The following is a 12,501-nucleotide window of genomic DNA, read 5'->3' as shown; positions in this document are numbered from 1 at the left end:
CCTTCTGCTCAGTACAGTCGTGGAGGGCTGAGGGGGATCATGGAGCAGAACGCAACCGGCTTCCGACGTGGGATGCGGGTCATCGGGGACGAGGCGGAGCAGGCCCGCGTGGAGGGGGACGCGCAGCGGACGTTGGACGCTCTGGTCCGGGGTGTGGACCGTGCCAGGAACGAGTTGGCGGCAGGTGACGGCGAGGCCTTCGTCTTGTATGCCTACTTCGCGTTCCGGGCGTGTGAGGTGTACGAAAGCCTCGGGCGGAGCGAGCCGGTGGCCGACGTGGCTGGGGAGTTGTGGCGTCGCAGCAGGGCGCACGAGTCCCCTCTGGTGCAACTCGGCGCGGCGCAAATTCTGGCCCGGGTCCATGCCTTGCACGGCCGGCTCGACGCCGCCGTTCAGCACGCGGTCTCCGTCCCGGCGCTTCTGGAGGCCGTGGAGGAGGCCGTGGCACGCCCGGAACACGGGCTGTTCGAGGGGTTCGTCGAGCGTGGTCGAATCGCGAAACTCCTGCTTCTTCTCGTGCATCACATCTACTACATCGAGAAGAACCACCCCGCCTGCGTCGACGTGTGCCGAGCGCTCCTGCGCATCGCCCCGGACGACGCCGAGGCGGCTGCGATTCTCGCCTTCTCCACGACCTTTACCGGCGACTCCACAGCGGCTGTGGGCGCCTACCGGCGCGCTCTCGAACTCGATCCGCTGAGAGGAGGCCTCACCACAGGCCTGGCCACGGCGTTGGCGGAAGTCGGCCGCCTCGACGAGGCGCTCGACGTGCAGTCCCTGGCGATCGAGCAGAAGCCGGACGAGCTGATATATCGCGTGAACCGAGCGCAACTGCATCGAATGCTCGGGAACGAAGCGGCGGCCATCGTCGACTACGACCACGTCCTCGAGGCCCTGAACGGAGCCGCGGTCGTAGCCGGACCAGATCCCACGGACGGCGCTGCACCGGAGCCCTACGTGTGGCGCATGTCGCCCCAGGAGGTGGCGGTGCATGCGGCGGTCTCCCGGTTGGGTTGCCTCGCGGAAATCAGCCCGCCGGAACTGGTGGCAGAAGAGGCCCTGAGCCTCCTGGAGGGTGCTGACGAGTCAACCCGACGCGACGTCAATCGAATTCTGGGCGATGCGCTGCGGCGGGCGGGGCGGACGAAGGAGGCGTGCGACGCCTACGCACAGGTCCTCGCCGCCGGGGACGAAAGCAGTGAGACACGGATCACTCTGTGCGAGTGGCTGGCTGAGTGCGGGCAGATCGACGACGCGGTGCGAGAGCTGGCCGTTCTGGCCGATGCCGCTGAGCCGTTCCCGGAACCCGAGGCCGCCCGGAAGATCCTGGCCGATCTCGTCGGCCGATTTCCCTCCCACATGGGCGCTCTCCGAGCCCGGGGGCAGGCCGAGTACGCAACCACACGCCCCGCCCAGGCCGTCGCGACTCTTTCTCAGGTCCTGGAGCGGTGTCCGGACGATGGCTGGGCGCTGCTCTGGCGGGGACTTGCCTGGGTGTCGCACAGCAATGAGCCCGAACCAGCCGAGCAGGGCTGGAACGACGGCTTCTCCCTCACAAGGGTCCGACACGCCCTCATGGACCTCGCACGGGCGGCACAAGTGGACGGGGATCACCGGCAGCGCGCCCGGCACGCCTGCGGCTGGCTGTTGGAACGTGCCATGTGGAGCCCACGACTGCGCGACATGCTGATGATCGACCTCTCCGTGACGGAACACCTCACGGCCGCTCTGCCGGGGCTGGACATACCTTTCGAGGCCCTGCACAAGGCCCATACCGAGGACAATCCAGAGCGGCGTTGGTACGAGGCGTCGTCGGAACTGGACGTCGCCCGTGCCGGAATGGAGGCACTGGGACTTCCCCTGCTCGCCGCTTTGGCAGATACGATGCGAGCGGACTCTCTCATTCAGCTTCATCGGATGCAGGAGGCCATCGACGCACTCGAGCGGGCCGAGAAGGCGGTGCCGCTCATGGCGCTCGACCCCGATCATCTCGTGGGTGACGAACTGGGCCTGTTGACCCGTAGCGCCCACAGCGAGGGAAGCGAATACTTCGTGTTTCCCTACGAAACCCTCGAGCTGGCAACGCATCTGATCGCCGAGATGGTGGACTACCTCAACCAACTACGCGTCGAGGCCACGGTGAGGCTGGGCAACGCCGAGGAGGCTCTGGGCACGGCGGACAAATTCATCCTGGAGCGCGGTCGGCCACAACGAGCGCGCCTAGTGTTTCAAAAAGCAGTCGTGTTGCGTGACTCCGGCCGCTACGACGAGGCACTGAGTTTGTTGGATTCGCTCACCGATGACTCGCTGACCTTGGACGAGGAGCTCTGGCGTGAGAATCTCCGAGTGACGATCCTCATGAACTGCGAGAGGCTCGACGACGCACACACTCTCGCGCGTCAGGTTCTTGACCGGATCCCCGCGGATCTCGCCTATGAGCGAACGGTGCTGCAGGCCAATCTGTCCGGCGCGCTGGTCATGCTGAACCGGCCCGAAGAAGCCTTGAGGGTCCTGGACGGCATGGAATTCGTCCCGGAGATCACACGGCAGCAGCAGAAGATGTGGCACTACATGCGAGCGTCGGCGCTCGCGCAGCTCGGCGAGTACGCTCGGGCACTGGTGGACTTCCGCGCGGCACTGTCGATCGCAGAAGAACTCCGCCAGACACTGAAGGGAGTGGACGCGCGAATCTCCTGGCAGGCGGAGCACGTCTCCCTGCATCAGGAGGCCATGAACTGCGCACTGCGCGCCGGAGACGTGAACACGCTCTTCGAATTGCTCGAACGCTCCAAGGCGCAGGCCTTCCTCGACCAATTGGATGCGGACGGGACAGTACTCGACGACAGGACCGAAGAGCTGCGGACCCACTTGATGGGTGCTCGTGTGCGCCGAGCGGTACTACGAGAACTGGCAAGCGCCCCCGACCCCGCGGCCGAACTCGAATTGCTGCACGCGTACGCGCGCCACGGCGGCCGCTGGTCGGTGAATCGTGGCGGCACCGAGACAGCCGACGTACCCGTCACCCCGGTCCTGGTCGAGGTCCGGCTCGAAGAAGAACAACTGACGGTACGCCGACTGGAATCCCTCTACGACTCGGCCCTGGTGGTGGGGCACATGGCCACGGCCGACCGCGTCATGGGCGCGGAGGAAATCGGAGACCAGTTGCGACTGATGGGGGAGGGGAGCGCCCTGCTCGTCGAATACCTCATCATGGATGAATGCGTCCTCGTCTTCTTTCTGCGAGCCGGGGATTCGGTGCCGCGAATGGAGCGGATCGACCTGCCGGAGTCCGAACTGGTCAGCCTGGTCACCGAATTGTTGCCGCCCCGTACCGGCGGGACATCGCGTCCCATCTCGGCGACGGTACTCGAACGATTCGCTCCCCTCGTCGAGCCCCTGTTGCGGCACAGCCGTCCCGGCGACGTCCTGTGGGTCGTACCGCACCGGGTGCTCCACCAGGTGCCGCTGCACGCCGTGCCGGTGGACGGTGTCCCGCTCCTGCGTACGCGTGCCGTCTGCTACACACCGAGCGCCGCCGTGCTCAGCCGCTGTCAGAAGGCCCGTGCCGCGCGTCTCGTCGACCGGAAGGCCGCCGGCCTCGGTGACCGCTGGACTTCCGCGTCGGTGTTCGGCGACTCACGGTCCGACCTGCCGCACTCACGCTTCGAGGCGCGAGAGGTGGCCGCCCTGTTCGGCACCCGGGCCCTCCTGGGCAGTGAGGCCAAAGCCTCCACGCTGCTCGAACGCGTGGCGCGACCCGACTGTCCCGATGTGCTGCACCTGGCCTGTCACGGACGGTTCAGTGCGGCGCGTTCCCTCGAATCGGGGGTGCTGCTCGCGCCTGAAACGGGGGCTGTACAGGGCGGAGCGGCGCTCACCGCGGAGGACATCATGCGGCTGTCCTTGAGCACCGACCTGGTGGTGCTGAGCGCCTGTGACAGCGGGCGCAGCGAAGCACGTGCCGGTGATGAGCTCATCGGGCTCGCCCGCGCGCTGCTGCAGGCCAAGGCGCCGAGCGTGCTGGTCAGTCTCTGGCCCGTCTCCGACTTGTCCACCTGCCTGCTGATGGAGAGCTTCTACCGCCGGGCGAAGGGGACACGGTCCACGACCCTGGCCGACGCCCTGCGGTGGGCGCAACTCACCGTCGCGGACCTGACCGCCGAGAAGGTGATCGAGTACTGCGATCGACGCATCGGTGAGGCCGAAGGCGTGGAGCGCACGCTGCTGCAGCTCGACCGGGCGGACATCCAAATCCTGGCCGGCGACTTCTCGTCAGTGGTCGCCCTCTATCGCGAACTCGCCGAGAATTCGGCGACACCGGCATCGGATGCCGTGCGGCGCATCAAGGCGGGAGCCTTGCGAAAGCTGCCTCTGCTGGAACTGCGCGCGATGACCGACGAAGAAGTCGACTACTCGGTCAAACCCTTCTCGGATCCCTACTACTGGGCGTCCTTCGTTCTTGTTGGAGATTGGCGGTAACACGGCATGGCCGACGTGACCATTTCAAGCATTCTGGAGAGATGCGTCGACGTGGTGTCGGGACACGGCGATGCGGAGATCCAGCTGGCCCTGAAACCGTCCGACTGCCGCTTTGCCCTGGTACACGGTCAGGAAGCCGGGCACGGTGTCGAGATCAGGGGAATCGTCGGTCGGAGTCCGGACGGAACGCTCTCCCGCCTCGGGCCGGTAGTGACCATTGATGCCGAGCCCGACGTCCTGGAGCCGGACACTCTCCTGGAGTTGGCGCTGGCAGTGACGCACAGCGGTGCTGTCGGCGCCCTCGTACTGAGCGACTCCGGCCCAGTCGGAGTCGTCGCCCGCGACGCACTGATCCAGGCCATTCCGCTGGAACTCCTCACGGCGAACAGGGAGCGCCAGGGAACCCCCGACATTCCGTCATTGCGCTACCAGTGCACCCAGTGCGATCCGCCGACCATCCGCCTGCTGCGGGCCGTTCAACCCGATGACCAGCCACCCCGCTGTGTCGGTAACTTCTTCCACGGGCCGATGGAACGGGCGGCTCCCTGATGTTCACCACGATACTCAAAGAAGTGGGCGGCTTTTTCGACCGCAGGGCCCTCACCACGGTCTTCTTCCCCAGCCTCGTGTTCTGGACGGGTGCCGCCCTCACCGTCGGCCTGGTTGAGCACAAGGTCGACCGGGCCGTGCGCTCGTGGTCGCATCAGCCCGGTCTCGTCCAGGTGGGCATCGTGGTCGGTTGGACCGCTTTCGTCGTCTTCTGGTCGCTGTTGTGGCAGGCCGCCGGAGATGCTCAGGACAGGTTCTTCCAGGGCTACTGGCCGCAGGACGGGCCCCTGTCCTTCCTGACGCGCCGCGGCAGCCGCCGACACAGCCGTGTCCGGCAGAGGCTGATCGAACGGGACCGGGAACTGGAGCGGAAGGAAATCGCGGCGGCAGCCGAACGTGCTGCCTTCCCGGACCCGCAGGCCCTCTCCGCACCCACGGTGGTCCGGCCCCCGGAGGACATCGACAACGAACTCGATGCCCTGGAGGCGTGCCTCGGATCGAGGACCTCGCCCGATCCGCTGCCCGGTTGGGGCACCCGCTGCCGTGACCTCGCCGAACAGCTCGCCCCGTACTCGGGAAGCACCCAGGACCCGAGCTGGAAGAGCCGCCTCAGCCGCTTCGCGGCCGCGGCCGACCAACTCGGCCACGCGCTCGACGAGGCCGAACTCGCCCTGCGCGAGAAGCGCTCGACGCTCCACCAACAACTGTTCCTGAGCTATCCCCAGCCCCCGGTCCAGCCCCTTCCGACGCGTCTGGGAAACGTCATCCGGGCCGCGGAACAACACCCGCGCATCCGCTACGGACTCGACCCCGTGGTGATCTGGTCCCGCCTGCAACCCGTACTGCCCGCCGACTACACCGACGGCGTGCGCAGGGCGAAGGCCGGTCTGGACCTGCTGTGCACGCTGGCCGCCTACATCACGCTGTTCGGTGTGCCCCTCGCCGCGTGGGCGGCGGTCCGGGTCGACGATCCGGACCGCCCCGCACTGCTGTGGGTCGCCCTGGTGAGTGCGAGCCTGTGCGCCGTGGGGGTCTCCGTGACCGCCCACCGGACGAAGCTGTGGCTTCTGGCACTGGCGCTGCTCGGAGTCTCCAGTGTGCCGCTCGTCGTGACACTGGTGAATCCCTCGACTCATCTCCTGGACATCCCCACCGTCGGGCTGCGACTCGGCTTGGCGGCCCTGTTCTGCACGGAAATCCTGACGTTGTCGCTCATCGCCTACCGCGGGGCCGTACAAGCCGGCATCGCCTTCGCCGAGAAGGTGCGCACGGCCTTCGACCTCCACCGCTCACGCGTGCTCGACCAGATGCGACTGCGCATCCCGGACGATCTGGCCCAGGAGCGTCGGACCTGGACCGCGCTGTGCGCCTTTCTGTACAGGGGTGCCCCACCCGATGCGGGCACGCTCACGTACGCGGATCCCTTGCCCGCCACAGCCACATTCACGGCGAACATCCAGGTCCCCGCCGATCAGCCGAGCCAGGCTGGGTAAGTACTCGACAGCGGTCAGACGATGCCGGATCTCTCCCGCCACAGATCGGCGAGCGCCCGGTCGCCGCTCACCTGCGGCAAGGGGGCGCGGTTCCACAGCGACAGATACAGCCGCTCCGCCGTGCCGGTGAACTCGCAGTCCGCGTCGGCCGTTTCGCCCCGTTCGCTCACGGGAGGCTCGGCCGACAGCCGTACGGTCCAGACGGTGTCCGTGTCCGTCGCTCGGACCCTCAGTACGCGGGGTGTCTCCGTGCGGACCCGGCTCTTCTCGCGGGCCTGGAAGCCGAGGAGCAGTTCGTCGATGCCGTCCACCGCGAAGGCGGCCGGGATCGGGCCCGGGGTGGTGCCGCGTGCGGACTCCGCGTCGATACGGTGCACGGCGGTCTCGTGGGCCTGGCGGCGGGCCCAGAAGGCCACCGGCGAGGGGGCGGGCAGGAAGGCCCAGCAGTCCGTGTCGGCGGGGGCGGCGCGCAGGGTGTCCACGAGCCGCCGGTGGCCCTTCTCGAACCAGGCGAGGAGTGCGGCTCCGTCCAGGTCCGGCTCCTGTTCCATCCGCCGGGGCGCGGTGTACCCCTCGGCGACGAACGCCGTGGCCCACCGGTGCACCGTTCCCGTGTGCCGCACCAGGTCACGGACCCGCCACCCCGGGCAGGTCGGCACCTCGGCGTCGGTACCGGTCTCGTCGACGGCCGAGACCAGCGCCCGACCCTCCTCCTCCAGCGTTCGAATGTGCTCGGTGGTCTCCATGCTTCGAGTGTGCGCGATGGAGTGTGCTCGAAGCGGGCTGTGGTCGCCCGTCCGGTTCCGCTACGGTGTCGCCCTTGTCCGGCCGTGGTGGTGCACCTCAGCCTCCGGTTCCCGGTGGGCGAGCCAGTCGGCGACGCTGCGGGCGATCGGCTGGCCGGTGTCGACCTCGACGAAACCGAACTGTCCGGACTGGTTGCACTCCAGGAACCACCAGATGCCGTCGGCGTCCTCCGCGAAGTCGAAGGCTCCGTAGGCGAGTTCGGCCTCCCGCAGATAGGTGCGTACGGCTGTGGCGGTGCGCTCCGGGACCTCGACGGGCCGCCACGGAGAGGTGGACTTGGCGAAGCGGACGTCGACCTCGTCCGGGTCGGCGTCCGGGGGGACCGCCTTGCGGGCGGCAAGCATGCGGTCGCCCACGACGGTGAGGCGGATGTCGGCGCGCTTGGCGATCCGCCGTTGCAGCAGGGTCGGGCCGAAGGCGACGGCGCCGAAGTCCGCATCGGGCGCGATACGGCTGGTCGGCACCGTCGTCGGCGGCTCCTGCGGATGCGTGCCGGACACCGGCTTGACCACCAGGTCGGGGAAGCGCTCGGCGAAGTCCCGGGCGGCCTGCGGGAACGTGGTGATCAGCGTCGCCGGTACGGGCAGCCCGCAGCGCTGGGCGAGCCGTAGCTGCCAGGGCTTGTTCCGGGCCCGGCGGGCCGCGTCCGGGTGGTTCATCCAACGGGCGTCCGTGCCACGCAGCATGCCGTACAGGGCCTGCGAGGACTCCTCCGTCAGCCAGGCCGACGGCTCGACGGCACGGGCGGCCGCGAGCCCCGGCCTGCGCAGCCAGACGGAGCGCAGGCCGTCCATGCTCACCAGCCGCCCCCCGGCGGACAGATGACCGCGGAAGTGGCCGTTCACGTACTCGCCGGAGAGCGCGACCCCGCCGGGCAGATCGGCGGGGTCGAGCCGGACCACGGGCACGCCCGTCCTGTTGAGCTGGTCCACGACCAGGTCCGCCGTCACGTCCTGTTCGCTTGTAAGGATCAGCACGGTCATCGTCGCCGGTCCGTGTTCAGTCGTCGAAGTGGGTCTTGGACCCCGCCGTGGACGTGGTCGCCCCCAGCTCCCGCATCAGATCGTGGTCGCGGGCCGCCACACGGCCGTCGGGGAGTATGTTCAACTGCAGTCCGGAGTCGTAGGTGTACGGAGCGCTGAACTCCAACTGCTCAGCGGCGCGAGCGTAGTTGAGCGCGAACAGTCGCATCGTCTCTCCTTGTTCGAGACCATCCGCCCCCGCGGATGGTGACGGTCCGGCGGCACGTCGGTCGGCCGGATCGCTGTGCCTCCAGGGAGTTATACGAATCGAACGACTGAATGGTTGCCTCATGTTTTACGAGGCTCTCGGATGGGCACCCCAGTGTGACTCACGGGTCACGGAATGCCGCTGGTGTCACGGAGTGTCGTCGCCGATGTCACGGCGTGTCGTCAGTCCGCCCTCAGTCCGCCCTCAGTCCGCCCTCGGTCCCGCCTCGTTGGCACGGGCGGAGGTGAGCGCGACCGGGCCGTACCTGGCTCGGACGATCGCGCCGGCAGGCTAGCTGAGCCACGCCGCGGCGTAGGGGGCATAGAAGGCATAGAGGGCGTAGAGAGAGGCGGTGCGCGACCGCTTCTTCGCCGCTCTGGTCGACGAAACCCGGGGCCTGCTCGCGGCCTCAACGCCAGTCGGGGACGCCTGAGACGGGCGGCAGGCGAGTTTCGATCTTCGCTCGTATCTCCCGCATCACGGAGACGATCCGGACCTCGTGTTCCGGGGTCAGCCGGGCCACCGGGACCGAGCAGCTGATGGCGTCGGTGGCCGGTGCGTCGTATCTCAGGGCGAAGCCGAAGCCGGCGATGCCGGTCACCGTCTCCTCGCGGTCGACGGAGTAGCCGCGCTCGCGCACCTGGGCCAGGTCGGCGAGCAGTGCGGCGCGGTCGGTGTGGGTGTTCTCCGTGAGGGCGGTCAGCGGTCCGTCGGGGATCGGCAGTTCGTCGTCGGCGCGCTCGGCGAGCAGCGCTTTGCCGAGCGCGCCGGCATGGGCGGGGATGCGACGGCCGACCCGGCTGAGGGTGCGCAGGTACTCGTGGGACTCGCGGGTGGCGAGATAGACGACGTCCGGGCCGTCGAGCCGTGCCAGGTGGATCGTCTCGCCGAGCGCGTCCGACGCCTCGTCGAGGCACGGGCGGACCGCGCGGATGCGCCGGTCGCCGTCGAGGTAGCTGGTGCCGGTGAGCAGCGCGCGGATCCCGATGCCGTAGAGGGAGCCGGTGACGTCGGTGCGGACCCAGCCGCAGTCGACGAGGGTCTGGAGCAGCTGGTACATGCTGCTGCGCGGCACGCCCAGGTCCTCCGCGAGCTGGTCCAGGCGCGAGGGCTGCTCGCCCCGCGCGGCGAGCAGTTCCAGCAGCGCGACGGTCCGGGCCGCCGACTTCACACCGCGGACACCTCTCGCCTCTGACATGGGCCCATCGTAGATCCGCGCCGATCGATGTCTGCGCACCCATTGACCCATCCCGTTCACGGACCTAACCTCCATCTGCATACGTGGACGGCATCTGCATATAGGGATGAGAGTTATGGCAAGCATCAGCGCGGAGGTCGCAGGGGTCGCCCAGCGGCTCCGTGACGGAATGGCGAACGGGGTGCTGTCCTTCCCCCTCACGAGCTTCCGGGACGACGGCGGCCTCGACCTGGACGCGTACCGGGCGTACCTGGCCGACCGGTTGGCCACAGCACCCGGCGCGGTGTTCCCGGCCTGCGGGACCGGTGAGTTCTTCTCGCTGGACGAGGACGAGTACCGGGCGGTCGTGCGGGCGACGGTCGAGGTCGCCGACGGGCGGTTGCCGGTGGTCGCGGGCATCGGCTACGGCTGGGCGCAGGCGCTGCGGTTCGCCCGGATCGCGGAGGAAGCCGGCGCGGACGCCGCGCTGGTACTGCCCCACTACCTGGTCGGGGCCCCGCAGGACGGTCTGGTGGAGCAGCTGCGCCGCATCGCCGCCGGCACCCGGCTGCCGCTGATCGCGTACCAGCGCGGCCAGGTCTCCTTCACCGTCGACGGCCTGCGCCGGATCGCCCGGATCCCCACCGTCATGGGTCTGAAGGACGGACACAGCGACCTCGACCGGCTCCAGCGCCTCACCCTCGCCGCACCCGAAGGCTTCCTCTTCTTCAACGGCGCCGCCACCGCCGAGATCCAGGCCCGCGCCTACGCCACCGTCGGCGTCCCCGCCTACTCGTCGGCCGTCCACGCCTTCGCGCCCGAGATCGCGAACGCCTTCTTCGTCGCTCTGCGGGACGGTGACGACGCGGGTGTGACCAGGTTCCTGCGCGAGTTCTACGTTCCGCTGGTCGAGTTGCGCGACCGGGTGCCGGGCTACGCCGTCTCCCTGGTCAAGGCCGCCGCCCGGCTGCGCGGCCTCCCGGTCGGCCCGGTGCGCGCCCCGCTCACCGACCCCGGCCCGACCGACCTCGCCGACCTGGAGAAGGTACTGGACCACGGCCTGAGCCTGGTCGGCGCCGTACGGCGAACCGTTTGACGAACCGGGGCACGCCTTGTGCCCGTACGGCGGATCCGCTCGCGCCCGTCGCGCCCGTCGCGCCCGTCGCGCCCGTCGCGCCCGTCGCGCCCGCCGGACGACCCGCGGCCCGGACCGGCCCCGGGCCCGGAGCGGCCGTAGGCCGCCGTCCACCCGTGTCTCCTCGCTCCCTCATGGGCCGGCAACGCTCCTCCGCGTTGTCACGCGTCAGCGCCCTCCCGCTCCTCCGGGGCGTGCGGCCGATCGGGCCGTCCGCAGAGCCGACCGGAGCCTCCGACCGCCAACAGTTCAAAGGAGAACTGTCATGCCCCTGCTCGTAGTGGGGATCAGTGTCCTGATCCTGCTGCTGCTCATGACCAGGCTCAAACTCAACGGCTTCGCGGCCCTCCTGCTCGTTGCGGTCGGCGTCGCACTGGTCCGGGGAATTCCGGTGGCGACCATCCCGGACGTCCTCTCCGAAGGCATCGGGGGCCAGATCGGCGACACCATGCTCACCATCGGACTCGGCGCCATGGTCGGCCGCGTCATGGGAGACTCCGGCGCCGCACAGCGGATAGCCGGCAAGCTCCTCGACGCCTTCGGCCCGCGCTGGGTCCAGGTGGCCATGGTGGTCACGTCCATGCTGATCGGCGTGACCATGTTCTACGAGGTCGCCTTCATCATCATCGTGCCCATCGCGTTCACCCTGGTCAGGGTCACCGGGGCGAAGCTGCTGTGGGTCGGCCTGCCGATGTCCATCGCGCTGTCCACCATGCACAGCTTCCTGCCGCCGCACCCCGGCCCCACCGCCGTCGCCGCGACCTTCCACGCCTCCGTCGGACTGACGCTGTTCTACGGCTTGTTCATCGCCGTTCCCGCCGGTGCGCTCATCGCTCTGACCTGGCCCCGCCTTCCCTTCGTCAGGGCGATGGACCCGGCCATTCCCAAGGGCCTGGTCAGCGAGCGCGAGTTCACCGACGAGGACATGCCCGGCCTCGGCTGGGCGCTGTTCGTCGCGCTCTTCCCCGTGGTGCTGATCGTGGCCGCCGCCGTGACCGACATGGCCACCTCCACCGAGAGCCCGTTCCTGAACTTCGTCGCCTTCGTCGGCTCGGCACCGATCGCGCTGCTGCTGACCCTGTGCCTGGCGATCTGGGCGTTCGGGCCGCGGATCGGCCGGAGCCTGGAGGAGGTCGGCGCCTCATGCACCTCGGCGGCTAAGGCGATGGCGATGATCCTTCTGGTGATCGGCGCCGGCGGGGCCTTCAAGAACGTCCTCGTCGAAGGGGGGATCTCCGACTACATCAAGGACGCCACGGACAGCTGGTCCATCTCGCCGATCGTCCTCGCCTGGCTCGTCGCCGTCATCCTCCGCATCGCGCTCGGCTCGGCGACGGTCGCCGTCGTCACGGCCTCCGGCGTGGTGCTGCCGCTGCTGGCGGGCAGCGGGGTCCACCCGGAGATGATGGTGCTCGCCGTCGCCTGCGGTTCCATCGCCTGCTCCCACGTCAACGACCCGGGATTCTGGCTGTTCAAGGAGTACTTCAACCTCTCGGTCATCGAAGCGATCAAGGTCCGTACCACCTATACGACGGTGCTCGCCGTCCTCGGCCTGTGCGGCGTCCTGGTCGCCGAGTGGGCCCTCGACATCCTCAACCTCTGAACTCGCGACATTCCCGATCGCCCCGCAC

9 protein-coding genes are annotated in these 12,501 nt (G+C 68.8%); 5 read left to right on the top strand and 4 right to left on the bottom strand.

Annotated features, from left to right (window positions below; genetic code table 11):
- The first annotated feature begins 39 nt into the window (after window positions 1-39).
- Genes SGFS_RS07205 through SGFS_RS07195 form a run of 3 tightly spaced genes read left to right on the top strand, consistent with a single transcriptional unit; the run spans window position 40 to window position 6,521 of the window.
- On the top strand, window positions 40-4,479 hold the full coding sequence (locus tag SGFS_RS07205) for a tetratricopeptide repeat protein (RefSeq protein WP_286248602.1): 4,440 nt from the start codon (window positions 40-42) through the stop codon (window positions 4,477-4,479).
- A gap of 6 nt (window positions 4,480-4,485) precedes the next feature.
- On the top strand, window positions 4,486-5,028 hold the full coding sequence (locus SGFS_RS07200; RefSeq protein ID WP_286248600.1) for a hypothetical protein: 543 nt from the start codon (window positions 4,486-4,488) through the stop codon (window positions 5,026-5,028).
- On the top strand, window positions 5,028-6,521 hold the full coding sequence (locus SGFS_RS07195; RefSeq protein WP_286248598.1) for a hypothetical protein: 1,494 nt from the start codon (window positions 5,028-5,030) through the stop codon (window positions 6,519-6,521). The genes SGFS_RS07200 and SGFS_RS07195 overlap by 1 nt, the downstream gene beginning before the upstream one ends.
- Before the next feature lie 14 nt (window positions 6,522-6,535).
- Here the strand turns inward: SGFS_RS07195 and SGFS_RS07190 are convergent, their stop codons facing one another.
- The 4 genes from SGFS_RS07190 to SGFS_RS07175 all read right to left on the bottom strand — a co-directional run bounded on the left by SGFS_RS07190 (window position 6,536) and on the right by SGFS_RS07175 (window position 9,756).
- Window positions 6,536-7,267, bottom strand: coding sequence for a maleylpyruvate isomerase family mycothiol-dependent enzyme (locus SGFS_RS07190; RefSeq protein ID WP_286248597.1), 732 nt, complete (start codon window positions 7,265-7,267; stop codon window positions 6,536-6,538).
- Window positions 7,268-7,327: 60 nt separating this feature from the next.
- Window positions 7,328-8,311 (bottom strand): ATP-grasp ribosomal peptide maturase, encoded by a 984-nt coding sequence (gene tgmB / locus SGFS_RS07185; protein ID WP_286248596.1) that lies wholly within the window; start codon window positions 8,309-8,311, stop codon window positions 7,328-7,330.
- A 16-nt stretch (window positions 8,312-8,327) separates the two neighbouring features.
- Complete coding sequence (tgmA, locus tag SGFS_RS07180) at window positions 8,328-8,519, bottom strand: putative ATP-grasp-modified RiPP (protein ID WP_286248595.1); 192 nt, start codon at window positions 8,517-8,519, stop codon at window positions 8,328-8,330.
- A gap of 448 nt (window positions 8,520-8,967) precedes the next feature.
- Window positions 8,968-9,756, bottom strand: a complete 789-nt coding sequence (locus tag SGFS_RS07175; protein ID WP_286248591.1) for an IclR family transcriptional regulator — start codon at window positions 9,754-9,756, stop codon at window positions 8,968-8,970.
- Window positions 9,757-9,871: 115 nt separating this feature from the next.
- On the opposite strand from SGFS_RS07175, the gene SGFS_RS07170 reads away from it, so the two are divergent.
- Both SGFS_RS07170 and SGFS_RS07165 read left to right on the top strand, forming a co-directional pair.
- Window positions 9,872-10,831, top strand: coding sequence for a 5-dehydro-4-deoxyglucarate dehydratase (locus SGFS_RS07170; protein ID WP_286248589.1), 960 nt, complete (start codon window positions 9,872-9,874; stop codon window positions 10,829-10,831).
- A gap of 304 nt (window positions 10,832-11,135) precedes the next feature.
- A complete protein-coding gene (locus SGFS_RS07165; RefSeq protein ID WP_286248587.1) occupies window positions 11,136-12,473 on the top strand; it encodes a gluconate:H+ symporter in 1,338 nt (445 codons plus the stop codon).
- Window positions 12,474-12,501 lie beyond the last annotated feature (28 nt).

Source organism: Streptomyces graminofaciens (assembly GCF_030294945.1).
Taxonomy (GTDB): domain Bacteria; phylum Actinomycetota; class Actinomycetes; order Streptomycetales; family Streptomycetaceae; genus Streptomyces; species Streptomyces graminofaciens.
Note: the sequence above shows the minus strand (reverse complement) of the source record. Positions and strands in the feature narration are given on the sequence as shown.